This is a genomic window from Frigoribacterium sp. ME-P-080 (genome assembly GCF_030209595.1).
Classification (GTDB): domain Bacteria; phylum Actinomycetota; class Actinomycetes; order Actinomycetales; family Microbacteriaceae; genus Frigoribacterium.
The window spans coordinates 381,685-407,408 of the sequence record NZ_JARVRR010000002.1 but is presented as its reverse complement, the minus strand read 5'-3'; the positions used below and the strand labels follow the sequence as shown (position 1 = coordinate 407,408).

23 protein-coding genes are annotated in these 25,724 nt (G+C 71.7%); 12 read left to right on the top strand and 11 right to left on the bottom strand.

Annotated features, from left to right (window positions below; all coding sequences use genetic code 11):
* Positions 1–214: 214 nt before the first annotated feature.
* Positions 215–1,423, top strand: coding sequence for an alcohol dehydrogenase catalytic domain-containing protein (locus QRN23_RS03405; RefSeq protein WP_285062542.1), 1,209 nt, complete (start codon positions 215–217; stop codon positions 1,421–1,423).
* A gap of 121 nt (positions 1,424–1,544) precedes the next feature.
* Here the strand turns inward: QRN23_RS03405 and QRN23_RS03400 are convergent, their stop codons facing one another.
* Positions 1,545–5,045: a bifunctional proline dehydrogenase/L-glutamate gamma-semialdehyde dehydrogenase gene (locus QRN23_RS03400; RefSeq protein WP_285062539.1), complete on the bottom strand. Its 3,501-nt coding sequence runs from the start codon at positions 5,043–5,045 to the stop codon at positions 1,545–1,547.
* Positions 5,046–5,249: 204 nt separating this feature from the next.
* On the opposite strand from QRN23_RS03400, the gene QRN23_RS03395 reads away from it, so the two are divergent.
* Both QRN23_RS03395 and QRN23_RS03390 read left to right on the top strand, forming a co-directional pair.
* Positions 5,250–6,299 (top strand): ATP-binding cassette domain-containing protein, encoded by a 1,050-nt coding sequence (locus tag QRN23_RS03395; protein WP_123571702.1) that lies wholly within the window; start codon positions 5,250–5,252, stop codon positions 6,297–6,299.
* A complete protein-coding gene (locus QRN23_RS03390) occupies positions 6,296–7,150 on the top strand; it encodes an ABC transporter permease (RefSeq protein WP_123571703.1) in 855 nt (284 codons plus the stop codon). Before QRN23_RS03395 ends, QRN23_RS03390 begins: the two co-directional genes overlap by 4 nt.
* Positions 7,151–7,202: 52 nt before the next feature.
* Here the strand turns inward: QRN23_RS03390 and QRN23_RS03385 are convergent, their stop codons facing one another.
* Positions 7,203–7,895: a TetR/AcrR family transcriptional regulator gene (locus QRN23_RS03385; protein ID WP_158612926.1), complete on the bottom strand. Its 693-nt coding sequence runs from the start codon at positions 7,893–7,895 to the stop codon at positions 7,203–7,205.
* A gap of 86 nt (positions 7,896–7,981) precedes the next feature.
* Between QRN23_RS03385 and QRN23_RS03380 the strand changes: the two genes are divergently transcribed.
* Positions 7,982–9,229, top strand: a complete 1,248-nt coding sequence (locus QRN23_RS03380) for an MFS transporter (protein ID WP_123571705.1) — start codon at positions 7,982–7,984, stop codon at positions 9,227–9,229.
* Here QRN23_RS03380 and QRN23_RS03375 read toward each other — a convergent pair.
* The 4 genes from QRN23_RS03375 to QRN23_RS03360 form a co-directional block, all read right to left on the bottom strand.
* Positions 9,222–9,458, bottom strand: a complete 237-nt coding sequence (locus QRN23_RS03375) for a hypothetical protein (protein ID WP_043597179.1) — start codon at positions 9,456–9,458, stop codon at positions 9,222–9,224. The genes QRN23_RS03380 and QRN23_RS03375 overlap by 8 nt on opposite strands.
* Before the next feature lie 49 nt (positions 9,459–9,507).
* Positions 9,508–9,717, bottom strand: coding sequence for a hypervirulence associated TUDOR domain-containing protein (locus QRN23_RS03370; RefSeq protein ID WP_056043151.1), 210 nt, complete (start codon positions 9,715–9,717; stop codon positions 9,508–9,510).
* Between the two features lie 151 nt (positions 9,718–9,868).
* Entirely contained in the window at positions 9,869–10,633 is a 765-nt protein-coding gene (locus QRN23_RS03365; RefSeq protein ID WP_285062537.1) for an SDR family oxidoreductase, read from the bottom strand.
* Between the two features lie 59 nt (positions 10,634–10,692).
* Positions 10,693–11,418 (bottom strand): LysR substrate-binding domain-containing protein, encoded by a 726-nt coding sequence (locus QRN23_RS03360; RefSeq protein ID WP_285062534.1) that lies wholly within the window; start codon positions 11,416–11,418, stop codon positions 10,693–10,695.
* A gap of 33 nt (positions 11,419–11,451) precedes the next feature.
* Here QRN23_RS03360 and QRN23_RS03355 point away from each other — a divergent pair, with 33 nt between their 5' ends.
* From QRN23_RS03355 to QRN23_RS03345, 3 genes are all read left to right on the top strand, one after another.
* Positions 11,452–11,889 (top strand): DUF5997 family protein, encoded by a 438-nt coding sequence (locus QRN23_RS03355; RefSeq protein ID WP_123571708.1) that lies wholly within the window; start codon positions 11,452–11,454, stop codon positions 11,887–11,889.
* Positions 11,890–11,916: 27 nt separating this feature from the next.
* Positions 11,917–12,819 carry a KPN_02809 family neutral zinc metallopeptidase gene (ypfJ, locus tag QRN23_RS03350; protein WP_192122889.1) on the top strand — a complete coding sequence of 301 codons (903 nt, stop codon included), beginning with the start codon at positions 11,917–11,919 and terminating at the stop codon, positions 12,817–12,819.
* Positions 12,820–12,986: 167 nt separating this feature from the next.
* A complete protein-coding gene (locus QRN23_RS03345; protein ID WP_159827622.1) occupies positions 12,987–13,994 on the top strand; it encodes an NADP-dependent oxidoreductase in 1,008 nt (335 codons plus the stop codon).
* A gap of 63 nt (positions 13,995–14,057) precedes the next feature.
* Here the strand turns inward: QRN23_RS03345 and QRN23_RS03340 are convergent, their stop codons facing one another.
* Positions 14,058–14,981, bottom strand: a complete 924-nt coding sequence (locus QRN23_RS03340; RefSeq protein ID WP_285062531.1) for a carbohydrate kinase family protein — start codon at positions 14,979–14,981, stop codon at positions 14,058–14,060.
* 82 nt (positions 14,982–15,063) lie between these two features.
* Between QRN23_RS03340 and QRN23_RS03335 the strand changes: the two genes are divergently transcribed.
* A complete protein-coding gene (locus QRN23_RS03335; protein WP_285062529.1) occupies positions 15,064–16,005 on the top strand; it encodes an ROK family protein in 942 nt (313 codons plus the stop codon).
* Positions 16,006–16,176: 171 nt separating this feature from the next.
* Positions 16,177–17,220: an NAD(P)-dependent alcohol dehydrogenase gene (locus QRN23_RS03330; RefSeq protein WP_056043170.1), complete on the top strand. Its 1,044-nt coding sequence runs from the start codon at positions 16,177–16,179 to the stop codon at positions 17,218–17,220.
* A gap of 88 nt (positions 17,221–17,308) precedes the next feature.
* Here QRN23_RS03330 and QRN23_RS03325 read toward each other — a convergent pair whose 3' ends face one another.
* The 3 genes from QRN23_RS03325 to QRN23_RS03315 all read right to left on the bottom strand — a co-directional run bounded on the left by QRN23_RS03325 (position 17,309) and on the right by QRN23_RS03315 (position 21,185).
* Positions 17,309–17,890: a MarR family winged helix-turn-helix transcriptional regulator gene (locus tag QRN23_RS03325; protein ID WP_173153175.1), complete on the bottom strand. Its 582-nt coding sequence runs from the start codon at positions 17,888–17,890 to the stop codon at positions 17,309–17,311.
* Complete coding sequence (locus QRN23_RS03320) at positions 17,871–19,748, bottom strand: MDR family MFS transporter (RefSeq protein WP_192122892.1); 1,878 nt, start codon at positions 19,746–19,748, stop codon at positions 17,871–17,873. Before QRN23_RS03320 ends, QRN23_RS03325 begins: the two co-directional genes overlap by 20 nt.
* Positions 19,749–20,051: 303 nt before the next feature.
* Positions 20,052–21,185, bottom strand: coding sequence for an AI-2E family transporter (locus QRN23_RS03315; RefSeq protein ID WP_159827634.1), 1,134 nt, complete (start codon positions 21,183–21,185; stop codon positions 20,052–20,054).
* 183 nt (positions 21,186–21,368) lie between these two features.
* Here QRN23_RS03315 and QRN23_RS03310 point away from each other — a divergent pair, with 183 nt between their 5' ends.
* Entirely contained in the window at positions 21,369–21,920 is a 552-nt protein-coding gene (locus QRN23_RS03310; RefSeq protein ID WP_285062525.1) for a metallophosphoesterase family protein, read from the top strand.
* Here the strand turns inward: QRN23_RS03310 and QRN23_RS03305 are convergent.
* Positions 21,917–22,879, bottom strand: a complete 963-nt coding sequence (locus tag QRN23_RS03305) for a DsbA family protein (RefSeq protein WP_159827640.1) — start codon at positions 22,877–22,879, stop codon at positions 21,917–21,919. The two genes, QRN23_RS03310 and QRN23_RS03305, sit on opposite strands and share 4 nt — an antisense overlap.
* 273 nt (positions 22,880–23,152) lie before the next feature.
* Between QRN23_RS03305 and QRN23_RS03300 the strand changes: the two genes are divergently transcribed.
* A complete protein-coding gene (locus QRN23_RS03300) occupies positions 23,153–24,253 on the top strand; it encodes an ABC transporter ATP-binding protein (RefSeq protein WP_043597318.1) in 1,101 nt (366 codons plus the stop codon).
* A gap of 143 nt (positions 24,254–24,396) precedes the next feature.
* Positions 24,397–25,698 carry a DUF4032 domain-containing protein gene (locus QRN23_RS03295; protein WP_056043184.1) on the top strand — a complete coding sequence of 434 codons (1,302 nt, stop codon included), beginning with the start codon at positions 24,397–24,399 and terminating at the stop codon, positions 25,696–25,698.
* The last annotated feature ends 26 nt before the right edge of the window (positions 25,699–25,724 follow it).

Below are 25,724 nucleotides of genomic sequence, written 5' to 3'. Positions count from 1 at the left end.
TCGGGTCGGCGGGTTCCCGTCGTGCCCGGCGGGTCGGCGATGACCCGCCAGGGGTGGCGGGAGCCTGCCGACTCCCCCGGGCGGAGGGAACCAGGGCGAGGCGGCGTCCCCCGTTCTCTGTGTGAGGGCACACGTCGCTCCGGCGTCGTGCCGCCTACCGTCGCACGGGTACCGGGCAGCTCCGGTGCCCAGGGCTCAACGGAAGGACCATCCCATGAAGGCAGTCGTCTGGCACGGCATCGGCGACATCCGACTCGACGAAGTCGCCGACCCCACGGTCGTCGACCCGACCGACGCGGTCGTCCGCATCACCCGGAGTGCGATCTGCGGCACCGACCTGCACTTCGTGCGCGGCACGATGGCGCCCATGGCCGAGGGCACGATCCTCGGTCACGAGGCGGTGGGCGTCGTCACCGCGGTCGGCGACGACGTGCGCGGCTTCAGTGCCGGTGACCGGGTCGTCATCAACTCGACGGTGTCGTGTGGCACCTGCCGCTACTGCCGCCAGGGCCAGACCGCTCAATGCGACGTGGCGAACCCCAACGGCCCCGACGCCGGCACCTGCTTCTTCGGCGGCCCGGCCTCGACCGGCCCGGTGAACGGCCTGCAGGCCGAGCAGGTGCGCGTCCCGTTCGCGCAGAACACCATGCACCGCCTGCCCGACACGGTCAGCGACGAGCAGGCCATCCTGTTGAGCGACATCTTCCCCACCGGCTGGTTCGGCGCCGAACTCGCCGGAGTCACCCGCGGCGACGTGGTCGCCGTCTTCGGTGCGGGGGTGGTGGGCCAGTTCGCGATCGCCTCGGCCTTCAAGCAGGGCGCGAGCCGCGTGATCGTGGTCGACCGTGAGGAGACCCGCCTGGCGCAGGCGCTCGCCCAGAACGCCGAGATCGTGAACTTCGACGAGGAGGACCCGGTCGAGACCATCAAGCGCCTCACCGGTGGCGCCGGTGTGGACGCCGTCATCGACGCGGTCGGCGTGGACGCCCAGCACGCGAGCCACGGTCCCGCCGCCCCCGACTCCGACACGGCCGCCGAGTTCGCCGCCGAGGTCGAGCAGGTCGCCCCCGACGCGAACCCGCAGGGCGACCAGTGGGTGCCCGGCAACGCGCCGACCCAGGCCCTGCGCTGGGCCGTCGAGGTCGTGGCGAAGTACGGCCGCATCGGAGTCATCGGCGTCTACTCGCCGACCGTGACGTCGTTCCCCTTCGGTGAGGCGATGCTGAAGAACCTCACCATCCGCATGGGCAACTGCGACCACCACTCGGTGACCCCGCCGCTGATCGACCTGGTCGCTTCGGGTCAGTTCGACCCCACGGCGTTCATCACCGAGCACGAGGGCATCGGCTCGGCCATCGAGGCCTACGAGGCGTTCGACCGCCGCGAGCCCGGCTGGACCAAGGTCGAGGTCGTCCCCGGCTAGGGCCTCGGGCCGGCGGTTCCCGTCGCTCCCGGCGGGCCGTCGCCGGACCGCCGAGGACGACACGAACCCGCCGGTTCCCGAAGGGTCCGGCGGGTTCGGGCGTCTGCGTGCGCCGGCGGGGTCAGATGACCGAGGCGCTCCAGTCGTCGGGGTTGCCGAAGCGGTGGGCCGTGATGGCGACGGCCTGCTCGCGCAGGAACGGCAGCAGTTCGAGGCGGCCGGTCGGCGTGACCGGGGCCGCGAACACGGCCACCGCCGGGTCGCCGCCCAGGACGTCCGCCAGGGCCGAGGAGGCGCGGGTCGCGTCACCGGCGCCGGTCACCAACCGCACGCGCTCGGTCGACAGGCGACCCGCACGCACCCGGTCGTGCCACGTGGCGTCGTCCTCGTGCACGACGTCGGAGGCCGCGAGGCCGAGCGCACGGACGAGGGCGCCGGGCAGCTCGACCGACGACGACACCGTGAGCGGCGCGCCCGAGCGCCGTCCGGCGAGCAACACGCGGACCACGTCGGCTGGGGCCGCGCCGTCGGCGGCGCGGATCGTGACGGGCAGGGGACGGTAGCGGAGCAGGTCGCGCTCGAGGCCGAGGTCGCTCACGTCGCGGGCGACGCCGAACTCGGTGGCCCAGAAGTGCTCGTCGCTGGCGGCGGCGGCCCGCAGGTCGTCGGAGGCCGACGCACCCGACGCCCCGAGCAGCGGCGACGCGGCCTCGAGGGCGGCCAGGGCCTCGCGACCCGGGCGCGCCTCCTGCGGTTCGGTCAGCGTCGTCGGCTGCCAGGACCCCAGGTGCACGAGGTAGTTCGGCCCGCCCGCCTTGGCGCCGGCACCGACCGACGACTTCTTCCAGCCGCCGAACGGCTGGCGACGCACGATCGCCCCGGTGATGCCGCGGTTGACGTAGAGGTTGCCCGCCTCGACGCGGTCGAGCCAGGTCGACAGCTCGGCGGGGTCGAGGGTGTGCAGACCCGCGGTCAGGCCGTAGTCGGTCGCGTTCTGCAGCTCGATCGCCTCGTCGAGCGTCTTCGCGGTCATGACGCCGAGCACCGGGCCGAAGTACTCGGTGAGGTGGAACTCGCTGCCCGCGGCGACGCCGGCGCGCACGCCGGGCGACCAGAGGCGCCCGGTGTCGTCGAGTCGCTTCGGCTCGACGAGCCAGGTCTCGCCCGCGCCGAGCGTGGTGAGCGCACGTTCGAGCTTGCCGTGGGCCGGCTCGACGATCGGGCCCATCTGCGTGGTGGGGTCGGAGGGCAGTCCGACGCGCAGGGTCGACGCCGCGTCGACGAGTTGACGGCGGAAGCGCTCGGAGGTGGCGACCGAGCCGACCAGGATCACCAGGCTCGCCGCCGAGCACTTCTGACCCGCGTGGCCGAAGGCCGACTTGATGACGTCGGACGCGGCCAGGTCGAGGTCGGCACTGGGGGTGACGATGATGGCGTTCTTGCCGCTCGTCTCGGCGAGCAGGGGCAGGTCGGTGCGCCAGCTGGTGAACAGCGCGGCCGTCTCGAAGGCGCCGGTGAGAATCACGCGGTCGACCGACGGGTGCGACACCAGGTGACGACCGAGGTCGCCCTCGTCGACGTCGACCAGCTTCAGCACCTCGCGGGGCACGCCGGCGTCCCAGAGCGCCTGGACCATGACGGCCCCGCTGCGCTTGGCCTGGCCCGCCGGCTTGACGACGACGCTGCTGCCCGCGGCGAGCGCGGCGAGGGTCGAGCCGGCCGGGATCGCCAGGGGGAAGTTCCAGGGCGGCGTGACGAGGGTGAGTCGCTCGGGGACGAACGTCGCACCGTCGACCCGGTCGAGTTCTTCGGCGAGGTGGGCGTACCAGTTGGCGAAGTCGATGGCCTCGCTGACCTCGACGTCGCCCTCGGCGACCGTCTTGCCGGTCTCGCTCGCGGCGACCTCCATCAGGTCGGCGCGGCGGGCCGACAGCGTGGCCGCGGCCTCGCGCAGGATCGCGGCACGACCCGCGCCTCCGCGGTCGGACCAGGCGGCGGAGGCGGCGACGGCCTCGGCGACGATCGCGTCGAGCGTGGCCTCGTCGGTCACCCGGGCGGACTCGATCAGCTCGACGCCGAGGCGCGAGTCGGCCGAGCGGGCGGCGATCTCACGACCCCAGGCGCGGTTGTCGGCGAGGGCGGGGTCGGTGTCGGGCTCGTTGTCGAAGCCGCTGCCGGCCGCGCGGGGCTGCAACGCCTGGGCCGCGTCGAGGCGGCTCTGCACGCGGTGCGCTGCCGGGGTGTCTCCGTCGACCTCGGCGAGCGAGGCGAGGAACCGGCCCTTCTCGCGCTCGAACATGGCCTCGTTCGAGGCGAGTTCGAACACGGCGGACATGAAGTTCTCGCTCGACGCGTTCTCCTCGAGGCGGCGGATCAGGTAGCTGATGGCGACGTCGAATTCTCGGGGGTGCACGACGGGCGTGTAGAGCAACAGCCCGCCGACGTCGGCCTTGACCAGCTCGGCCTGCCCCTCGGCCATGCCGAGCAGCATCTCGAACTCGACCCGGTCGCTCACGCCACGGGCCTCGGCGAGCAGGTGGGCGAAGGCGATGTCGAAGAGGTTGTGACCGGCGACGCCGACGCGGACGGCACGGGTGCGTCCGGGGGTGAAGGCCCAGGTGAGGACGCGCTTGTAGTTGGTGTCGCTGTCCTGCTTGGTGCCGTAGGTGGCGAGCGGCCACTCGTGCACCGTGGCGTCCACGGTCTCCATCGCGAGGTTCGCGCCCTTGACGATGCGCACCTTGATCGCGGCCCCGCCGGCGTCGACCCGCTCGGTCGCCCAGGTGGTGAGGTGCTGCAGGGCGCCGAGGGCGTCGGGCAGGTAGGTCTGCAGGACGATGCCGGCCTCGAGGCCCTTCAGCTGCGGCTGGTCGAGGAGGCGCGTGAAGACCGCGATCGTCAGGTCGAGGTCGCGGTACTCCTCCATGTCGAGGTTGATGAACTTCGGCTTCGGCGACCGGGCGGCGAGTTCGTACAACGGGGTGAGCTTCTCGACGACGCGCTCGACGGTCTCGTCGAAGGCCCACATCGAGAGCTGGCTGACGATGGACGAGACCTTGATCGACACGTAGTCGACGTCGTCGCGGGCGAGCAGTGCCCGGGTACCGGCGAGGCGGTGCTCGGCCTCGGCGTCGCCCAGGACGGCCTCGCCGAGCAGGTTGAGGTTGAGCCGCGTCCTGTCCCTCTTGATGTTCGCGATGGCCGCACCGAGCTTGGCGGGGCGGGCGTCGGCGATGAGGTGGCCGACCATGCCGCGCAGGACGCGACGGGCGATCGGCACGACCACGCCGGGGAGCACGGGTGCCATGACGCCGCCGAGACGCACAGCGGAACGCAGGTGCCACGGCAGGAAGGCCGGTGCCTGCTTCGCCAGGGTCGACAGGTTGCGGGCCGCGACGCCGAGGTCCTCGGGCCGGACGACCCGGTCGACGAAACCGATCGTGAACGCGAGGCCCGACTCGTCCTTGAGGACCTGGGCGAGCAGGTGGGCCGAACCGGTGCTCGGGGCGCCGGACGCCTCGTGCGCCCAGCGGCGGGCGAGGGCGACGGCGTCGTCGCCGATGCCGACGGGCAGGAGCTGTTCAGCGGTGGACGGCCCCGCCGTCTCGTCGATGGTGGTCATGGGATGAATGTAGGGCGGAACTTGCCACCTGGCAAGGTTTGACACGAGACCGTAACGTGGCCGCGCCTCCTTCACCACGAGGGGTCGATCGGCACTGGCGGCGAGGGCCGGACAGCGCTACCTTGGGCGCGTTCAGGCGGTGCACAGCGGCCGCCAAGACGGACCCGTCTGCGGATGGACGGGCCCCCTGCACCGGGAGCACCCATGGCGATGATCGAGGCCCGCGGCCTCACGAAGACCTACCGGTCGAAGTCCGGCCCGGTCCACGCACTGACCGGCCTCGACCTGATCGTGCCCGAGGGCACCGTCAAGGCGCTGCTCGGGCCGAACGGCGCGGGCAAGACCACGGGCGTCAAGATGCTCACCACCCTCGAACGTCCGGACGCCGGCACGGCCACGATCGCCGGGCTCGACGTCGTCGCCGACGCCCAGGCCGTGCGCCGCTCGATCGGCGTCTCGGGGCAGTACGCCGCGGTCGACGAGAACCTCACCGGATTCGAGAACCTCGACATGATCGGGAGGCTGTACCACCTGGGCAGCCGCGTGAGTCGGGACCGCGCCCGCGAGCTGATCGAGGTCTTCGACCTCGCCGCTGCGGGCGACCGGCCGGTCAAGGGCTTCTCCGGCGGCATGCGCCGACGGATCGACCTCGCCGGGGCGCTCGTGACGAACCCGCGCGTGCTCTTCCTCGACGAGCCGACGACGGGGCTCGATCCCCGCAGCCGCCTCGCCCTGTGGGACATCATCACCGGGCTGGTCGACGGTGGCACGACGGTGCTGCTGACCACGCAGTACCTCGAGGAGGCCGATCGCCTGGCCGACGACATCTCCGTCATCGACGGCGGCGCCGTCATCGCCGAGGGCACGGCCGACCAGCTCAAGGCCCAGGTCGGCGGCCACCGCCTCGTCGTCGCCCTCGTCGACGAGGCGCGGGCCGACCAGGCGGTCGAGGTGCTCCGGCGGCACGGTGACTCCGAGCCGGCCGTCGGGGCCGACGGCCGCCAGCTCGAGGTCGCGGTCACCGACGGCCCGACCGCCCTGCAGCGGACGCTCGCCGACCTCGGGGCGGCCGGCATCGAGCTGCACGACGCCGGCATGCGACGACCCACCCTCGACGACGTGTTCCTCCAGCTCACCGGCCACCGCGCGGCCGACGACGACGCGGGCGACGACCACGACTCCCCCGACGACGACCCGGCCGGCGGTCGAGGTCGCGGTCGGCGCGGTGCGAAGAAGAGAGAGGCACGGGCATGACCACCACCGGAACCACCTCCGCCCTGGCGCAGACGCTCGTCCCGTCGACCGACACGGGCCTCGGCACCTGGGCCTCGGACGGCTGGACGGTCACCAAGCGCAACCTGATCAAGGTGAAGCGCTCGCCCGACATGCTGATCTTCGCCGTGCTGCAGCCGATCATGTTCGTCCTGCTCTTCAGCCAGGTCTACGGCGGTGCCATCGCGGTCCAGGGCACCGACTACACGCAGTTCCTCATGGCGGGCATCTTCGCGCAGACCGTGGTCTTCGGCTCGACCTTCTCCGGTGCCGCCATGGCCCAAGACCTGAAGGAGGGCATCATCGACCGGTTCCGCACCCTGCCGATGAGCCCGTCGGCCGTGCTGATCGGTCGCACGAACAGCGACCTGGCGCTCAACACGATCTCGATGGTCATCATGATGCTCACCGGTCTCGCCGTCGGCTGGAGGGTGAACGCCTCACCTGCCTCGTTCGTCGGCGGGGTCGCCCTGCTGCTGCTGTTCAGCTACTCGTTCAGCTGGGTGATGGCCCTGCTCGGCATGAGCGTCAAGACGCCCGAGACCATCAACAACGCGTCGTTCATGATCCTGTTCCCGTTGACCTTCGTCTCGAACGCGTTCGTGCCGAGCGACACCCTGCCGACCGTGTTGAGGGTCTTCGCCGAGTGGAACCCGGTGTCGTCGCTCGTGCAGGCCGCCCGCACCTCGTTCGGCAACCTGGGCGCCACGCCGGTGCCCGACATCTGGACGATGCAGCACCCCTACGCGACCGTCCTGCTCGGCATCACCGTGATGCTGGTGGTCTTCGTGCCGCTGTGCATCCGCAAGTTCCAGCGCATCAGCGCGAAGTAGCGGACGCCCGTCGCCTGCCGTTGGCGTCGCCCGTCCGCCGAGGAGGCGCGGGTCAGCCCGCGTGCCCGGCCGCCTCGCGCACGGCGGCGTCGAGTTCGCTCGTCGGCACCGTGAGGACGCTCGCGATCACGAGGCGCATCAGGGCCGGGACGTCCACGGCGTCGCGCTCGTACAACCACTGCAACTGCAGACCGTCCTGCACCGCGAGCACGACGCGAGCCGCCGACTCGGCGGTGTAGCCGTCGCGCAACCAGCCGCGGGCCTGGGCGAGCCCGAGGTAGGCCGACGTCGACGAGACGATGCGCTCGTAGTAGTCGGCGTAGTAGCGGTGCGCCGGGTGGTCGGGTGAGGTGGCCTCGGCGGACGCCGTGATGAACAGTGAGATGACGACCGGCACGTCGACGTTGTACTCGGCGAGCGCGACGAGCTCGTCGACGCGCATGCCACCGTCGTCGTCGAAGTGGCGTCGCAGTCGTTCGTCGCGCCGCCGGAGCACGGCCATCAGCAGTTCGTCCTTGGTCGGGAAGTAGTGCATGAGCGACTGGTGCGAGACGCCGCACCGCCGCGCGATCTCGCGCAGGGTGGCACCGTGGAACCCGACCTTGCCGAAGACCGGCAGGGCCGCGTCGAGGATCGCCTCGCGCTTGGCGATGCCCTTGCGGTAGCGGCCGGGTTCGCGCACCGCAGCGACCGGCGGGACGTCGGTGACGTCGGCGCGGGTCGTGTCGGGCTCGGGGGCGTCCATCGGGGTCAGCCTAGGTCGTCCCCGCGCGGATGACGACGCCGCGGGACGCGGCGTCCGCACACGGTGCGTCGGCATAGAGTTCAGCGGTGCCGTGGTCGCTGCTGAGAACGCCTGCCTTCCGGGCCCTCTGGGTCGGGCGCCTGTTCTCGTGGGTGGGCAGCGGCTTCGCGCCCCTGGCCATCGTCTTCGCGGCGATCGACCTGGGGGCCGACGCCGTCGACCTCGGGCTCGTGGTCGTCGCCCGGTCGGTGCCCAACATCGCCCTGGTCCTGGTCGGCGGGGCCCTCGCGGACCGCTTCTCGAAACGCACCGTCGCGATCGCCTCGTCGTGGCTGTCGGCGGCGTCGCTCGTCGTCGCGGCCGCCCTGATGCTGACGCAGACCGAGACGTTGCCCACCCTCGCGGCGGTGGGCGCGGTGAACGGCGCCGCGGCCGCCTTCTTCGGCCCTGCCACGAGCGCCCTGCTGCGCGAGACCGTCCCCGACGACCGGCTGCGCGACGCGACGGTTCTCAGCCGCGTCGGCATGAACGTCGGGTTGGTGATCGGCACGGCGGTGGGCGGGGCCGTGGTGGCGACCGCCGGATCGGGCGTCGCCCTGGCCGTCGGCGCGGTCGTCTTCGTGGTCGCGGCGGTCGTCTTCGTGGGGTTGCCCCGGGACGGTGCCCGCGCCTCCGGAGGGACGTCGGTGCTCGAGGACCTCGGCAGCGGACTCGGCTTCGTCTGGCGCACGCGCTGGCTCGTCTCGACCGCGGCGCTCGCGTTCACGTTCCAGTTCGCCTTCGCGGGCGGGGTCCAGGTGGTCGGTCCGCTCGTGGCCGACCAGTCGTTCGGACGTCTGCTCTGGGGGTTCGCGGGTGCCCTGCAGACCCTCGGCCTGATCGTCGGGGCGTACTGGGCCGGGGCCCTCCGCGGGCGGCTCCGGTTGTGGGCCGCCTGCCTCGGCGCCGCGGCGCTGGCCCTGCCGCTCGTGCTGCTGTCGTTCGCCTACGGCACCGACCCGGTGGTCTTCGACCCGCTGCACTGGTTCTTCTGGATCAGCCTCGGCCTCTTCGCCGCCAGCGTCGGGCTCGAGGTCTTCACGGTGCCGCTGGACGTGGTCGTCCAGCGGCAGGTGCCGGGGGCCTACCTGGGGCGCGTCTTCTCGTGCCTGACGCTGGCGTCGTTGGCGGGCGTGCCCGTCGGCGAGGTGGTGGTCGGACCGCTCACCCAGGTGATCGGCACCCCGGCCACCCTCGCCGCCCTGGCCGGCCTCGTGGTCGCCGTCGCGGTGGCCGTGGCGCTGAGCTCACGGGTGCGACGGATCGACGCCGGCCAGGAGGCGCGGGTCAGCTGAAGTCGCCGCGCTCGATCGCCTCGGCGTACTTGCGGACGTCCGGGCCGGGCTCGTAGTCGATGAAGCGGTCCTTGACGGCGTCGTTGATCGCCTTGAAGGACTCCTCCCACGACTCGCCCGAGTGGGCTGCGGCCGCGTCGCGGACGGCGTCGCGCAGCACGTTGTCGGCGTCGGTCAGGATCTTGTCGCGCGCTTCGTCGTTCCAGCGCACGTCGTTCAGGTCGGCCATGGTGTTCTCCTCGTGGGGTGGGGCGGTGGTGGGTGGGGTGCGGCTGGTGCTACTTCTTCTTCGGGCTCAACGACGAACCCTTGTGGGCGGCCTTCGCCCCGCTCTTGTCGCTCTCGACGACGAAGTAGGGCTCGTCGTCCGAGGCCTTGAACTTCTGCCCGTCGAGCTGGAACTCCTCGACGCGCTTCTCCACGACCGTGCCGTGGGTCTCGCCCTGGGGGGTGTTCCAGGTGACGTGATCTCCCTTGCTGAACGACATCGCGCCTCCTTGGTGTGTCGATCCGTCCGTCGGCGTCCGATGCCGCGCGGTGGTGGCGTGGACGGTACCCCGCCTGCGCCGACCCGTCACCCAGCGACGCGGGGTACAGGGCGCGGCGATCCGTGGTCGGGCGGGCGGCGGGCCGGACCGGTCAGACCGAGAAGCCGCCGTCGGCCTTGATCAGCTGGCCCGAGATCCAGCGCCCCTCGGGCGACAGCAGGAAGCGCACGACCCGACCGAGGTCGGCGGGCGTGCCGAGACGGCCGGTCGGTTGCCGCTCGGTGCCGCTCGCGCGGATCTCGTCGTCCATCCAGCCCGTGTCGATCGGCCCAGGGTTCAGGGCGTTCGACGAGACGCCCAGGTGTCCGAGTTCTCGGGCGGCCGCGATGACGAGCCGGTCGAGGGCGCCCTTGCTCGAGCCGTAGGGCAGGTTGTGCACGACGTGGTCACTCGTCAGGGCGACGATCCGGGCACCGTCGTCGAGCAGGTCGACCGGGGGCAGCTGCTCGGCGAACGCCTTGATCGCGAGCCACGCCGCCCGCACGTTGACGGCGTAGTGCGCGTCCCAGCTCTCGAGCGTCGTGTCGAGGATCGACGAGTCCACGCTGTGCGAGTGCGACAGCACGAGCGCCGTCACCGGCCCCAGGTCGTCGTTCACCGCCCCGAGGAGGCGCGCGGGGGTCCCGGGGTCCGCCAGGTCCGCCGGGTACACGGCCACGCGCGCACCCGCGGCCTCGAGCTCGGAGACGAGCGAGCCCACGTCGACGGCCGCGAGTCCCCAGGGCATGGCGGCGTCGTAACCATCCCAGGTGGTCAGCGCGAGGTCCCAGCCGTCGGCGGCGAGCTCGTGGGCGATGCCGTTCGCGATCGAGTTCGTGCGGCCGGCACCGGTGAGCAGACAGATCTTCTTCGACATGCGGGTCTCCTTCGACACCCGCTCAGCTTGGCAGACCGGCCGGCCCGTCGGCGAGGGGGTCAGCGCCCTCGGCGCGGTCGGCTGCGACCGGTGCCGCGCTGGGGCCCTCGGCCCTTCGGCGGCGTGCGCTTCGGCTTCGCCCCGCGCGGGTCGGGAGCCGACCCCTTGCGGGCCGGGGCCTCCTGCTCGGGCTCGTCGCGCCTCCTCGACCGGGAGCTGCGGGCCGTGCGACCCCGCACGACGCCGATGAAGTCGTCGAGGTCGTCGGTGAGCTCGCCCTCGGGCCAGACCAGCGCGATCGTGGTCGGCGGCAGATCGGCGACGTAACGGTAGGTGACCTCCTTCCGGGCGTGCAGCCGTGCCAGCGACTGCGGCATGACGGCGACGCCGGCCCCGGTCGCGACGACGGCCACGGCATCGGCGAGCGACAGGGACGGGTCGAGGTCGTGCCGGTGCTCGTCGGCGAACGCCGCGGCCTCGACCTCGTCCTCGGCGCCGGCCGTGGCGACGGCGTGGTCCTTCGGCACGACGACGACGGCCCGCTCGTCGTAAAGGCGGATCACGGACAAACCTTCGACCTCGATCGGCAGTCGGGCCAGGACCATGTCGACCCGGTCGTCGCCCCGGTCGTCGTCGAGGGCGGGCACCGCGTCGAGGTCGGCGAGCGGCACGAAGGCCAGCGGGGTCTCGGGGCGGCGCTCCTCCCAGAGTCTCGACCACTTCGACAGGGTCACGCCGGGCACGACCCCGATGCGGAACGGGACGCGGGTCGGCTCGGTCGTCATGGGTCGAGGGTATCGGCCCGGTACCCTGGGCAGATGACCTCCGACGCGCCGTCCGGCAAGCAGCCGCAGACCCTCAAGCCCTTCACGGCCGCCAAGAAGCTCGGCGTGTACCTGCCGGCCACGCCCGCCGAGTTCCAGGCCGCCCCCGTCACGCGCGAGGCCTTCGCCGAGCTCAGCACGAACCCGCCCGAGTGGTTGTCCGACCTGCGCCGCACCGGTCCGCACCCGCGGCCGGTCGTCGCCCAGAAGCTCGGCATCTCGACCTCGGGCCTCGCCCGTGCCGGCGTCGACGACGTCATGACCACCGACGAGATCCACGCCCTGCTCGACGAGATGCCCGACTGGCTGCGCACCGAACGCGGCATCCACGCCGACGTGCGCGAAGAAGAACTGCGCGTCAAGGAGCGCAACGCCGGCCGCGAGGTCCTCCGCAAGGAGCGCGAGGCGAAAGAAGCCGCCGAAGGGCACTGACCCCCGCCCTGCGCTACCGTCGGCGACATGTCCTTCAACGACGACGCGCGCCTCGACGGCAGCAAGGTCAAGCGACGCGGTCGCGGTCGCACGGTGGGTGTCGCCGGCGGCGGCATCGGCATCGTCGGCGTGATCGCCGTCTTCCTCATCAGCCAGGTCACCGGCGTCGACGTCTCGGGGCTGCTCGGCGGCGGCACGGCCGGCGGGGGCGCCCAGCCGGTCAGCGAGGGCGACCTGTCGTCCGAGTGCACCACCGGCGCGCAGGCCAACGACAGCGTCGACTGCCGCATGGTCGGCGCGGCCGACTCGCTCGACGCGTACTGGGCGGCCGAGGCCCCGGCACTCGGCGTCACCGACTACCGCACCCCCGACTTCTTCCTCTTCAGCGGCTCGACCGACACCGGCTGCGGTGGGGCGACGAGCGCCACCGGGCCGTTCTACTGCCCGCCCGACGAGGCCCTCTTCGTCGACACCGACTTCTTCGAGCAGCTCCGGTCGCAGTTCGGCGCCAGCGGCGGCCCCCTCGCGCAGATGTACGTCGTCGGCCACGAGTGGGGCCACCACGTCCAGCAGTTGACCGGGGCCTTCGACCGCGCCGACCGCAGCGACACCGGGCCGGGCTCCGACACCATCCGGCTCGAGGTGCAGGCGGATTGCTACGCCGGGGCGTGGGTCGGCTCGGCGTCGACCATCGCGGACGCCGACGGCACCACGTTCCTCGAGCCCGTCACCGACCAGCAGGTCGCCGACGCGCTCGACGCGGCCGCCGCCGTCGGCGACGACCGCATCCAGTCCGCGAGCGGCGGCCAGGTCGACCCGGACACCTGGACGCACGGCTCGGCCGAGCAGCGTCAGAGGTGGTTCGAGACCGGGCGCAGCCAGGGCGCGACGGCCTGCGACACCTTCTCGGTGCCGACCGACCAGCTCTGACGACGAGGCCGACCCGCGCCTCCTGACGGTCGACGCCGCACCGCGGCACGGTGCGTCCAGGCAACTCGAAGCGCGTCCTCCGGGCGACGGCGGCCCGGAGGGCGCACACTTCACTCACCCTCGCGACGGCACTGGCGCCGCCGCGACGACAGCAGTGGAGGCGCGTCATGGCACGACCGGGCAAGGCCATCGAGTTCGACGGGTACGGAGACGTCTCGCAGCTGCACTTCGTCGAGCAGCCGCTGCCGACGCCCGCCGACGACGAGGTCGTCGTCGAGGTGATCTGCGCCGGCCTCAACCACATCGAGAACTTCATCCGACAAGGGGACTTCGTCGACCGGCTGCCCCTCGACTTCCCGGCCCGCGAAGGGTCGTGCTTCGCCGGCATCGTCAAGAAGCGCGGGGCCGCCGTGCGCAACTTCTCCGTCGGCGCCGAGGTGATCGGCCACGCGGTGGGCGGCGGCGCGCACGCGACCTACATCGCCGTGCCGGCCAGCGCCGTGGTGCCCAAGCCGCAGCACGTCCCGTGGGAGGTCGCCGGTGGGCTCTACCTCGCCGGGGCCACCGCCTACGACACGGTCCGCAGCCTGCACCTCGGACCCGACGACGTCGTGGTCATCACGGCCGCGGCGGGCGGGGTCGGCCACATCGAGTGCCAGCTCGCCCTGCAGCTCGGAGCCAAGGTGATCGGCACCTGCAGCCCGGGCAACCACGACTACCTCCGCTCGATCGGGGTCGTGCCCGTCGACTACGGCGAAGGCCTCCGCGAGCGCATCGACAAGGCCGCGGGCACCGACCGCCACGTGACGGCCTTCATCGACAACTTCGGCGGGGACAACCCCGCCCTCAGCACCGACCTCGGCGTGCTGCCGGCGCGCTTCAGCTCGAGCGAGGACCGCCTCGAGCGTGAGATCCGCTTCATCGGCGCCGAGCGCGACGACACCGAACCCGCGATGATCCTCTCGGCCCTCGCGAAGCTCATCGCCGAGAACAAGCTGCGCGTGCTCGTCTCGGGCTTCTACCCGTTCGACTACATCGCCCAGGCGTTCGAGGACCTCGCCGAGCAGCACTCGCGCGGCAAGGTCGTCGTCGGCATGCAACCGGTCGAGACCGGCGCCCGATCGCACTGGTACCTGTCGGGCAAGGCGCGGGCGGTCGCCGAGTCGCTGGGCTGAGCCTCCCGCCCGGCGGGCGAGGCGGGCGGGCTCAGGAGGCGCGCACCACCGGACCCGCCGACGTCACCGGGGCAGCCGGAGGAGCGCTCCCGGAGCCCTGACCGTCGCCGCCGCCACGTCCATGGCCCGCCCGAGGGCGGCCGCCCAGTCGACCGAACCGGGCCCGCGCCGCTCGGCGAGCAACGACGCGACGATCGACGCGAAGGTCGCGTCGCCCGCACCCATCGTGTCGACGACCTCGCCGTCGGCGTCCGAGATGCCGCGGGTGAGCGAGGTGCCCGCCGTGTCGCCGGCCGACGGGGCCAGCACCAGACCCGCCCCGGCCGAGCCGCGGGTCGCGAGCACTCCCCCGGTGCCCGCCGCGAGCAGCGCCTCCTGCCAGTCGTCGAGCGTGCGCCCGGCGACCAGTTCGGCGTCGTCGTCACCGATCTTGACGAGCAGGGCCGAGGCCGCGACCCGCTCGAAGCCGGCGGCGAAGTCGGCGATCTGGGCCGCCCCACCGGGCAGGAACCCCGGCCGCGGGTTCGGGTCGACGACGAGCCGCACGGGGTCGGTGCCGACCGCGCGCAGCAAGCGATCGGTCAGCGGGGCGTCGTCGAACGGGTACGAACTGACGGCGACCACGGGGGCGGCGTCGAGCACGGCCCGCTGCTCGGGCGAGAAGTCGAGACCGCGGGCGACGGCGGCGTCGGTGAAGACGTAGGTCGGCTCGCCGGCCACCCGCAGCGAGACCGCCCGGCCGGTGCCGAGGGGGTTGATCGTCGGGACGAGCTCGACGCCGTGCTCGGCGAGGAACGACCGGATGGCCTCGCCGTCGGCGTCGTCCCCGATCGAGGCGAGCAGGGTCGTGGGCACGCCGAGGCGCGACAGCCCGACGGCGACGTTGAGGCCGGCCCCGCCGACGTGGTCGGTCGAGCCCTCGTCGGTGCGGAGCTCGTCGATGAGGGCGTCGCCGAGCACGGCGACCCGACCGTCGGTGGTGTCCATGGGGGTGCCTTTCGTCAGCGTGCCGGCAGCCACCCTATTCCGGCACGCGGTCGGGCCGCACTCCCCCGCTACGCTGGCCGACGTGACCGATTACGCACTGGCCGTCGACGTGGGCGGAACGAAGGTCGAGGCGGCGCTGGTCGCCTCCGACGGAGCCCTCCTCGACGGAAGTCGCGACCGACGCCCCACCGGTGCCGGGTCGACGTCCGACGAACTCGCCGAGGCGGTCCGCGCGGTCGTGGCGCACGCCCTCGACGCCCTGCCCGAGGGTGACGCCCTCGTCGGGGCGGGCATCGGCAGCGCCGGGCCCGTCGACCTCGTGCACGGCACCGTCTCGCCGATCAACCTGCACGCCTGGCGCGGCTATCCGCTGCGGGAGCAGGTCGCGGCCCTGGCGGCGTCGACCCTGGCCGACGCGGCCCCGGTCACCCTGCGGCTCGACGGCGTCAGCCTCGCCCTCGCCGAGCACTGGGTGGGTGCCACGCAGGGGGCGGACAACGCCCTCGCGATCACCGTCTCGACCGGCGTCGGCGGCGGCCTGATCGTCAACGGCCGGCTGCTCTCGGGAGGCACGGGCAACGCCGGTCACATCGGCCAGATCCAGATCGCGGACCGCCCCGAGGGCGAGAGCGCCTGGGCCGCCACGCTCGAGGTCATCGCCTCGGGCCCGAACGTCGTCGCCTGGGCCCGGGAACGAGGCTGGACGGGCGAGCGCGGCGAGGACCTCGCCGCCGGCTACGTCGCCGGGGACGCGATCGCCGTCGCGGCGGTGCGTCGCTCCGCGAACGCCGTGGGCGAGGCGATCTCGTCGGTCACGACCCTGCTCGACCTCGACGTGGTCGCCATCGGCGGCGGCTTCTCGCGCGTCAGCGACGACTACCTCGACCTCGTCCGGGCCGCGGTCCAGGAGGCGCCGGTCAACGAGTACGCCCGTCGCGTCCGGGTCGTCCGCTCCGGGTTGAGCGACGAGAGCCCCCTGGTCGGTGCCGCGGCGCTCGTCTGGCAGGCCGAGCTGCTCGGCTGAGCCGCGCCTCCTCGGGTCGACGACCCGCGCCTCCTCCGGCCCGCCGCTTCTCTGGGAGCCGCTGTCGGGGGCGCCGCCTAGGCTGGGTTGCATCCCACAACGTCGTCGGAATCCGTCGCGCCCGCGGGGCGCGCACCACCACCGCACCACCACTCGCAGAGAGGTCATCTCATGCCCACCACCGTCCCCGTCCTGCTCACGCCGTCCGCCGGCGCCCCCTTCGAGCACTCCACCGTCGAACTGCGCGACGTCGGCCCGAACGACGTCCAGATCGACATCGCGTTCGCCGGCATCTGCCACAGCGACATCCACCAGGCCCGCGAAGAATGGGGCAAGGCCATCTTCCCGATGGTGCCCGGCCACGAGATCGCCGGCATCGTCACCGAGGTCGGCTCCGACGTCACGAAGCACAAGGTCGGCGACCGCGTCGGCATCGGCTGCTTCGTCGACAGCTGCCGCGAGTGCGAGAACTGCCTCGCGGGCGAACAGCAGTTCTGCGTCAAGGGCAACGTCGCGACCTACAACGGCCGCCAGTACTCGGGCGAGCCCACCTACGGCGGCTACGCCAAGCAGATCGTCGCCGACGAGAACTACGTGCTGTCGATCCCCGAGGGCATCTCGCTCGACGAGGCCGCGCCGCTGCTCTGCGCCGGCATCACGACCTACTCGCCCCTCAAGCACTGGGGTGCCGGTCCCGGCAAGAAGGTCGCCGTCGTCGGCATGGGCGGGCTCGGCCACATGGCCGTCAAGATCGCCCACGCTCTGGGCGCCGAGGTCACCGTCATCAGCCAGACCCTGTCCAAGCAGGAGGACGGCCTGAAGCTCGGTGCCGACCACTACTACGCCTCGAGCGACCCCGAGACGTTCACGCAGCTGCGCAGCTCGTTCGACCTGATCATCAACACGATCTCGGCCGACATGGACATCGACGCCTACGCCCGCACCCTGCGCCTGAACGGCACCATGGTGTTCGTCGGCCTGCCCGAGAACCCGCAGTCGTTCAGCGCCGGCTCGCTGATCGGTGGCCGTCGCAGCCTCGCCGGCTCGAACATCGGCGGCATCCCCGAGACGCAAGAGATGCTGGACTTCTGCGCCGAGCACCACATCGGAGCCGAGATCGAGACGATCGGCGCCGACGAGGTCGACGAGGCCTACGAGCGCGTCGTCGCCAGCAAGGTCCGCTACCGCTTCGTGATCGACACCGCGACCATCTAGCACCCGCCTGCACGCACGAAGGCCCCCTCCCGTCACGGGAGGGGGCCTTCGTCGTCGCGGGGCGGGGCGCTGCCGGACGGCTCCGGCGCTACCCGGCGGGGGTGTTGAACCGGCGCAGCCAGCCGGCGAACTCGGCGAGCTCGTCGTCGGACCAGCCCTCGACGTGGTTGCGGAACACGGCGCGGTTCTCGTGGCGCACCTCGAGCATGCGGCTCTCGGCGCGCTCGGTGCTGCGCAGGGTCATGACCCGACCGTCGGCCGCGTCGGGCACCACGTCGACGAACCCGGCCTCGCGCAGCAGGGTGACCTGCCGGCTGACCGCGCTCTTGTCCATCGCCATCGCCTTGACGATGTCGCCGGCGCTGCACGGCTGGTGCTTCATCACGTAGCGCAGCACGTAGAAGGCCGTGGGCGGCACGTCCGGGTCGAAGCGCGACGCCGCCGCGGCGATCGTGCGCTTGGCCTCGACCATCATCGAGCCGATCTCGTCGACCACGCCGGCCATGAGGCCCTCGCGGCCGTCGTCGTCGGGACCCGGGAGGTGCGGTGCGGCCTGCCCCGCGGCCTCGAGGAGGTGCGGTGCGGCCTGGTCGGCAGGGTCGCCCCCCGAGGGGCGCGGCGCGTCGAGCACCGCACCCTCGGGCTGGCCGTCAACGGTCGGCTGCGACATCTTTCTCCTCGACCAGGGACGAGAACACCGGGCTCTCGGCCAGTTCGTCGGCGGGCACCGGGTGCCCTGCCACCTCGGCGGCACCCGTCGCGATGATCGTGTCGATGGTACCGGTGGCGGTCGTCGTGTGGCCGTGGTGACGGCGCTGGCCCTCGTCGATCGGCGAGACCGGTGCCGGCGTCGACTCCGTCGCCGGGGCGCTCGACACGGCGGGGGCCAGGCCGGCCGTGGCCGCGGCTCCCTTGGCGGCCGGGGACGCGGCGTTCGCGTCGACCGGAGCCGCGCCTCCGTCGTGCTCGACCGAGGCCGAGGCCGAGGCAGCGCCGTCCGCCGGGTCGTCCGTCTTCGCCGCCGCACGCTGGAGGCCGGTCTTGGTGCCGAGCTCGACGTTGGGCAGCAGGCAGACGAACACGATGGTGATGATCGCCAGCGGGGCCGCGATCAGGAACACGTCGGCGACGCCCTGACCGTAGGCCGATTCGATGATGGTCCGGATCGGGCCGGGCACGGTGCTGAGGTCGGGGATGCTCGTCGAGCCGCCGCTGCCGAGCGCGCTGGGGTCGACCCCGGCGTCGGTGAGGCCGTCGGTGATGTAGCCCGAGACCTTGGTGCCGAGGACGGCACCCATGACCGAGACGCCGATCGTGCCGCCGAGGCTGCGGAAGAACGCGACGCTCGACGAGGCGGCACCGACGACGCTGACGTCGACCGAGTTCTGCACGACGAGGACGAGGTTCTGCATCACCATGCCGATGCCGAGCCCCATCATGGCCATGAAGACGGAGACGATGGCGAAGTTGGTGTCGTACTCGATGGTCGACATGAGGAAGAGGCCGGCGGCGAGCAGGATCGACCCGACGATCATGTAGGGCTTCCACTTGCCGTACTTCGAGATGAGCGCACCGGCGACCATCGACGAGATCAGCAGGCCGAGCACCATCGGCAGGGTCAGGATGCCCGCCATGGTCGGCGACTGGCCGCGCGCGAGCTGCATGTACTGGCCGAGGAAGACGCTGGTGCCGAACATGGCGACGCCGACGCTGAGCGAGGCGATCACCGCGAAGGTGAAGGTGCGGTTCGTGAAGAGCGTCAGGGGGATGATCGGCTCCTTCGAGCGGAACTCCACGACGACGGCGAGCGCGAGCAGGACGGCCGCGCCGACGCCCATCAGCCAGCTGGTGGTCGAGTTCCAGTCGAACTGCTTGCCGCCGAGCGACACCCAGACGAGCAGCAGCGAGACGCCTCCGGCGATCAGGCCCGCGCCCCAGTAGTCGACGACGACGGCCTTCTTGGGCTTCGGGGGCAGGTGCAGGGTGCGCTGGATGACGATGAGCGCGGCGACGCCGACGGGCACTCCGACGAAGAAGTTCCAGCGCCAGCCGATCGAGTCGGTGAGCACGCCGCCGAGCAGGGGCCCGCCGATGGTGCCGACGCTCATCACGGCGCCGAGGTAGCCCATGTAGCGGCCGCGCTCACGCGGGCTGATGATGTCGCTCATGACGACCTGCACCAGCGCGGTGAGGCCACCGGCACCGAGCCCCTGGAAGACCCGGAAGGTGATCAGCGTCGCGGTGTTCTGCGAGAAACCCGCCGCGACGGAGGCGAGCACGAACAGCACGAGGGCGACCTGCAGCAGCACCTTGCGGTTCGTCAGGTCGCTGAACTTGCCCCACAGCGGGGTGCTGACGGTGGTGGCCAGCAGGGTCGCGGTGATGACCCAGGTGTACGAGGTCTGGCTGCCGTTGAGGTCGCTGACGATGCGCGGCAGCGAGGTCGACACGACGGTCGACGAGAGGATCGCCACGAGCATGCCCATCAACAGGCCCGACAGGGCCGTGAGGACTTCGCGGTGGCTCATGCCGGGCGCTTCGCCCGGTTCGTGAGGTGCCGCGGGCTTCGTGCCCGCGGCGGTCGTGGTCTGCGACAAGGTGCGCTCCGGTGGTTCGAGATGGTGAGGACTGACCGCCGTTGGCCGGGTCCGTTGGTTGCCGAATGTCAACCATACGCTTTCGTTGACGATCCGCAACCATTTGAGTGCAGTTTCTGCACATTTCTCTCGAACGCCCGCGCGAGGGGGGCTCTCGACCGCGGACGCGCAGGAGGCGCGGTGCGAGTCGTCCTCGCACCGCGCCTCCTGCGGGGCCCGCCTCGCCCGTGAGCGCTAGCGGACCTCTTCGGGCCGCTTCTGGCGGAACATCTCGGCCGGCTGGTGGTCGCCGTTCCAGACCTGGGTGATGCCCCAGACGACGGCCATGAGCGGCACGGCGATGACGGCCCCGACGACGCCGCCGAGGATCGTGCCGGCGGTCAGGGCGACGAGGATGACGAGGCCGTGGAGCTGCAACGTGCGGCCCATCAGCACCGGCTGCAGGAAGTTGCCCTCGAGCTGGTTCACGACGACCACGATGCCGACGACGATCAGCGCCTGGACGGGGCCGAGTGCGACGAGGGCGACGAGCGCCGCGAGGATGCCCGCGGCCGTGGCGCCCACGAGGGGGATGAACGCCGTCAGGAACACGATGACCGCGAGCGGCAGGGCCAGCGGTACGCCGACGATCCAGAGGCCGACGCCGATCCCGATGGCGTCGACGGCGGCGACCGTCGCCGTGCCGCGCACGTAGCCGCCGAGGGTGGTGACCGTCTTGTCGCCGATGCGACGGGCGCGGGCGTAGTTCTCACCCTTGAACGGACGGAGCAGGAACTCCCAGATCGCCGGGCCGTCCTTGAGGAAGAAGAACAGCACGACGATCATCAGCACGAGGCCCGTCGCGAAGCTGCCCACGGCCGAGGCGCCGGCGAGTGCGCCCGAACCGAACTGCGAGCTCGTCACGAAGTCGACGGCCGTGTTGCGGACGTCGTCGATCTGCTGGTCGCTGATCGAGAACGGAAGGGTCGTGACCCAGTCCTGCAGCTTGTTGAAGCCCGAGGTGGCCGAGTCGGCGAGCGAGCTGGCCTGGCTCTCGACGGCCCAGACGATCAGCCAGGCGACGAGCCCGAGGATGATCAACACGGCGAAGAGGCAGATCAGGGTCGCGAGCACCGAGGGCACCTTGTGGCGCCGCAGGAAGGCGACGACCGGCAGCATGGCCGAGGCGAAGATCAGCGCGAGCAGCACCGGCAGGGTGACGAGGCTCAGGCTGAGGAAGACGTAGATGACGCCGATCGCGACGACGAGCACCGCGATGATCTGCACGGCGCGCGTCGCGAGCGTGCCGAACGCGTCGGCCCAGAGGGAGTGCCGGACGGCGGCGTCCTGTTTGGCCACCTCGGCTTCTTGGCTGCGGAAGAGTGCCACGGTGTCGTCCTCGTTTCTGGGGTGCGGGGGTCGAGAGGGGCGCCGGGAAGGGCACGGCCGCGTGCCGGTGTGCCGACGGAGGCGTCGGGGGTGATCGGCCCGACTAGGACAGCCAACCCCGTCACGAGAATATCGGGCCGGATCGGTGCCCCCGCGACCCGACGCGCGCCTAGCGTGGGAGGCATGCCGACCTCCGTCCTCGTCGTGTCCGACACCCACGTGCCGCAGAAGGCCAAGGCCGTTCCGGGTGCCGTGTGGACCGCGGTCGAGAGGGCCGACGTCGTCGTGCACGCGGGCGACTGGACCGGCGAACCGCTGCTCGACGAGTTCGAGGCCCGCGCGCGCCTCCTGGTCGGGGTCTGGGGCAACAACGACGGCGACGCGCTGCGCGCCCGGTTGCCCGAGGTGGCCCGCACGACGATCGAGGGCGTGAGTCTCGCCGTGGTGCACGAGACGGGAGCCAAGGAGGCGCGCGAGCGACGCATGGACCGTGACTTCCCCGAGACCGACCTGCTGCTGTTCGGGCACAGCCACATCCCGTGGGACACGACGACCCCGGCGGGCCTGCGCCTGCTGAACCCGGGGTCGCCCACGGACCGGCGTCGCCAGCCGCACGCCACCTACCTCACGCTGACCCTCGACGCGGGCGAGGTGCGCGACGTGGTGCTGCACGAGCTGCCCGTGGCCGCCCGGGACCGCACGGGGGTGCTTCCGCACCCCCGCATGACGACCTAGCCGGCCGGCGTCTCGGCCGGGGCCGACTCGGCAGGAGCCGACTCGGTCGGGGTCGGCGACGGGCTGGCCGTGCCCGACTCGGTGTAGCTGTTGCCGGCCGCCGTCACGACGAAGCTGCGGAACTCCTGCACCGTGAACGGACGGCTGCCGTCGTACTTCTGCCCGTTGACGAGGACCGTCGGCGTGCCCGTGAGGGCGTCGAGATCGCTGTTCGGCAAGGGACCGTCGATGGCCCGCTGGGTCGCCGCCGTCACCCACGACCCGAACTCGTCGTCGTCGATGCACCTGGTGATGTCGCTCGCCTTCGTCACCCCGTCGACGCCGGTCGCGATGTCGGCGAGCTGCGAGTCGTCGAGACCGCGCGTGCCCTCTTCGGGTTGCTGCTCGAACATCGCGGTGTTGAAGTCGAAGAACGAGTTCGGCGAGTAGTTCGCCACGCAGGCCGCCGCGTTGGCCGCCCGGTTGCTGTACTTCGTGCCGAGGGACTGGTTCGTGAGGATGGCGACCGGGTGGTACTCGACCGTCGCCGCCCCCGACTCGACGAGGCCGCTGATGTAGTCGTTGTTCGCCTGCTCGAACTCGCCGCAGATGGGGCAGAGGTAGTCGAGGTAGACGACGATGTCGACCGTGTCGCTCGACGCCGTGGACGCCGACGCCGTGGGCTCGTCGTCGGGGCCGAGGGCCCCGGTCTGCACGGCCTCGAAGCCCTGGCCGATCTTGATGCCGTCGCTGGCCATGTTGGCGGGGCCGGGGCCGGCCGGGCGGATGCTGTTCGTGATCACCAGCACGACGCCGACGACGATCGCGATCACCACGAGGGCGAGACCGCCCTGCAGCGCCCACTTGCCCGCGCGCTGGCGCCGCTTCTGCTTCTGGCGCGCCAGCTGGGCCTTCTGGCGGGCCGCCGCGCGCCGCTGGTTCTTGGTCAACGACGAGTCGTCGGGATTCAGGTCAGTCATGGGGCTCCGGTGCGCGACGGCCTCGCATGGTCGCGTCGAGCGGGTGGTGGGGACGGTCGCCACGAGTCGTGGCCACGAAACATGGTACGAGGCGAGCCTGGCAGAAGTCCGCCAGGTGCGGGCGAGAGCGGGTGGAGAAGAGGCGCTCCCGTGGCGATCCGAGAGATTTTCATGGCATGCTGATCGGTGGTGGTCACCGCAGACCTCTGAGGTTGATCACCGTCCATTCACAACGGATCGTCCGGCACGTACCTGCCGGTGAAGGAGAAGATCATGGCGTCAGTCACGTTCAGCAAGGCAACTCGTCTCTACCCCGGCAGCACCCGCGCCGCGGTCGACGGCATCGACCTCGAGGTCGCCGACGGCGAGTTCCTCGTCCTCGTCGGCCCCTCCGGCTGCGGCAAGTCGACCACCCTGCGCATGCTCGCAGGCCTCGAAGAGGTCAACTCGGGTGACATCTACATCGGCGACCGCAACGTCACCGACGTCCCGCCGAAGGACCGCGACATCGCGATGGTCTTCCAGAACTACGCGCTCTACCCGCACATGACGGTCGCCGAGAACATGGGCTTCGCCCTGAAGATCGCCGGCGTCGGCAAAGAAGAGCGGGCCACCCGCGTCCTCGAGGCCGCCAAGCTGCTCGACCTCGAGCCCTACCTCTCGCGCAAGCCCAAGGCCCTCTCGGGTGGTCAGCGTCAGCGCGTCGCCATGGGCCGCGCCATCGTGCGTCAGCCCCAGGTGTTCCTCATGGACGAGCCGCTGTCGAACCTCGACGCCAAGCTGCGCGTGCAGACCCGCACCCAGATCGCGTCGCTGCAGCGCCGACTGGGCGTCACCACGGTCTACGTCACGCACGACCAGACCGAGGCGCTCACCATGGGCGACCGCATCGCCGTGCTGAAGGACGGCGTCCTGCAGCAGGTCGGCACGCCGCGCGACCTGTACGAGAAGCCGCAGAACGTCTTCGTCGCCGGCTTCATCGGCTCGCCCGCCATGAACCTGCTGCCCGCCGACGTCGTCGACGGTGGCATCCAGTTCGGCACCGCCGTCACCGCGGTCGACCGCGACACCGTCGGCCAGGCCAACGGCAAGAGCGTGACCGTGGGCGTGCGTCCCGAGGACGTCGTGGTCAACACGACCGGCGAGGGGCTCGCGGTCACCGTCGACGTCGTCGAAGAGCTCGGCGCCGACGGGTACCTCTACGGCCACACCGAGGTCGACGGCAACCGCGTCGACGTCGTCGTCCGCGTCGACGGTCGCAACCACCCCAAGCTGGGCGAGACGATCTACGTCACCCCGCAGGCGCACCACGTGCACGTCTTCGACACCGAGAGCGGCGAGCGCCTCGGCGACAAGGCCGTCGTCAGCGCGTAGCACCCCGTCGGGTCGGCCCGTCGAGTCCGCTCGGAGCACTCCTCCGATCGGCCCGGCGGGCCGTCCCGCGTTCCGGCCCCGCGCCTCCCGAACCACCCCCGCCGCCTCGCCTCAGGCGGCGCTCCCCCGCACGAGAGGCCCTCATGCCCGACTCCCTCAACATCACCTCGGCCACGGCCGACCCGGCGCTGCTCGACCTGCCCTGGGCCCTCCCGCTCGAGGAGTGGCCCGACGAGGCCATCGCGACCCTGCCCAAGGGCATCTCGCGCCACCTCGTCCGGTTCGCGCACCTCAGCGGCTTCGTCATCGCCATCAAGGAGACGTCGGGCGAGATGGCCCGCGGCGAGTACGAGATGCTGCGCACGCTGCAGCGCATGGACATCCCGTGCGTCGACCCGCTCGCGGTCATCACCAACCGCCAGGACGCCGACGGGTCGCCGCTGAACCCGGTGCTCGTCACGCGCCACCTGAAGTTCTCGCTCCCCTACCGGGCGCTGTACTCGCAGACGTTGCGCCCCGACACGGCTCGTCGCCTCGTCGACGCGCTCGCCCTCCTGCTCGTCCGGCTGCACATCATCGGCTTCTACTGGGGCGACGTGTCGTTGTCGAACACGCTCTTCCGCCGGGACGCCGGTGCGTTCGCGGCGTACCTCGTCGACGCCGAGACGGGCAAGCTCTACCCGGGCGGACTCTCGAACGGGCAGCGCGAGAACGACCTCGAGGTCGCCCGCGTGAACATCGCCGGCGAACTGCTCGACCTCGAGGCCGGGGGTCGCCTCGACGACAACCTCGACCCGGTCGACGTGAGCAACGGCATCGTCGCCGCGTACCGCAGCCTCTGGACCGAACTGACCGGGGCCGAGACCTTCGACAGCTCGGAGCGCTGGCGCATCAACGACCGCGTCGAGCGCCTGAACGACCTCGGCTTCGACATCGAAGAACTGGCCATCAAGACGGCCGAGGGCGGCAGCCAGGTCAAGATCCAGCCCAAGGTCGTCGATGCCGGGCACCACTCGCGCCGCCTGCTCCGACTCACCGGCCTCGACGTCGAAGAGAACCAGGCCCGTCGACTGTTGAACGACCTCGACGCGTACCGCATGCGCACCGACCAGTCGGACTCTGACGAAGAGATGATCGCCCACGAATGGGCCTCGCGCGTCTTCGAGCCCGTCGTGCGCTCGATCCCCCGCGACCTGCGCGGACGGCTCGAACCCGCCGAGGTCTTCCACCAGCTGCTCGAGCACCGCTGGTACCAGTCGCAGGCCGAGAACCGCGACGTGCCCATCGCCGAGGCCCTCACCTCGTACATCAACGACGTGCTGCGCCACCGTCGCGACGAGCAGATGGTGATCGAGCCCGCGACCGAGTCCCTCACGCTGCCCGAGGCCGCCCAGCTCGAGGCCGACGAGGCCGACGCCGACGAGGACTGGCGCAGCAAGGTCTGAGAACGCAGGAGGCGCGGGCCGGCGAC

Excerpts from the sequence above, each read along its gene's own strand:
- QRN23_RS03405 (WP_285062542.1), top strand. The coding sequence starts at position 215 with ATGAAGGCAGTCGTCTGGCACGGCATCGGCGACATCCGACTCGACGAA.
- QRN23_RS03400 (WP_285062539.1), bottom strand. The coding sequence starts at position 5,045 with ATGACCACCATCGACGAGACGGCGGGGCCGTCCACCGCTGAACAGCTC.
- QRN23_RS03395 (WP_123571702.1), top strand. The coding sequence starts at position 5,250 with ATGGCGATGATCGAGGCCCGCGGCCTCACGAAGACCTACCGGTCGAAG.
- QRN23_RS03390 (WP_123571703.1), top strand. The coding sequence starts at position 6,296 with ATGACCACCACCGGAACCACCTCCGCCCTGGCGCAGACGCTCGTCCCG.
- QRN23_RS03385 (WP_158612926.1), bottom strand. The coding sequence starts at position 7,895 with ATGGACGCCCCCGAGCCCGACACGACCCGCGCCGACGTCACCGACGTC.
- QRN23_RS03375 (WP_043597179.1), bottom strand. The coding sequence starts at position 9,458 with ATGGCCGACCTGAACGACGTGCGCTGGAACGACGAAGCGCGCGACAAG.
- QRN23_RS03370 (WP_056043151.1), bottom strand. The coding sequence starts at position 9,717 with ATGTCGTTCAGCAAGGGAGATCACGTCACCTGGAACACCCCCCAGGGC.
- QRN23_RS03365 (WP_285062537.1), bottom strand. The coding sequence starts at position 10,633 with ATGTCGAAGAAGATCTGTCTGCTCACCGGTGCCGGCCGCACGAACTCG.
- QRN23_RS03360 (WP_285062534.1), bottom strand. The coding sequence starts at position 11,418 with ATGACGACCGAGCCGACCCGCGTCCCGTTCCGCATCGGGGTCGTGCCC.
- QRN23_RS03355 (WP_123571708.1), top strand. The coding sequence starts at position 11,452 with ATGACCTCCGACGCGCCGTCCGGCAAGCAGCCGCAGACCCTCAAGCCC.
- ypfJ (WP_192122889.1), top strand. The coding sequence starts at position 11,917 with ATGTCCTTCAACGACGACGCGCGCCTCGACGGCAGCAAGGTCAAGCGA.
- QRN23_RS03345 (WP_159827622.1), top strand. The coding sequence starts at position 12,987 with ATGGCACGACCGGGCAAGGCCATCGAGTTCGACGGGTACGGAGACGTC.
- QRN23_RS03340 (WP_285062531.1), bottom strand. The coding sequence starts at position 14,981 with ATGGACACCACCGACGGTCGGGTCGCCGTGCTCGGCGACGCCCTCATC.
- QRN23_RS03330 (WP_056043170.1), top strand. The coding sequence starts at position 16,177 with ATGCCCACCACCGTCCCCGTCCTGCTCACGCCGTCCGCCGGCGCCCCC.
- QRN23_RS03325 (WP_173153175.1), bottom strand. The coding sequence starts at position 17,890 with ATGTCGCAGCCGACCGTTGACGGCCAGCCCGAGGGTGCGGTGCTCGAC.
- QRN23_RS03320 (WP_192122892.1), bottom strand. The coding sequence starts at position 19,748 with ATGAGCCACCGCGAAGTCCTCACGGCCCTGTCGGGCCTGTTGATGGGC.
- QRN23_RS03310 (WP_285062525.1), top strand. The coding sequence starts at position 21,369 with ATGCCGACCTCCGTCCTCGTCGTGTCCGACACCCACGTGCCGCAGAAG.
- QRN23_RS03305 (WP_159827640.1), bottom strand. The coding sequence starts at position 22,879 with ATGACTGACCTGAATCCCGACGACTCGTCGTTGACCAAGAACCAGCGG.
- QRN23_RS03300 (WP_043597318.1), top strand. The coding sequence starts at position 23,153 with ATGGCGTCAGTCACGTTCAGCAAGGCAACTCGTCTCTACCCCGGCAGC.
- QRN23_RS03295 (WP_056043184.1), top strand. The coding sequence starts at position 24,397 with ATGCCCGACTCCCTCAACATCACCTCGGCCACGGCCGACCCGGCGCTG.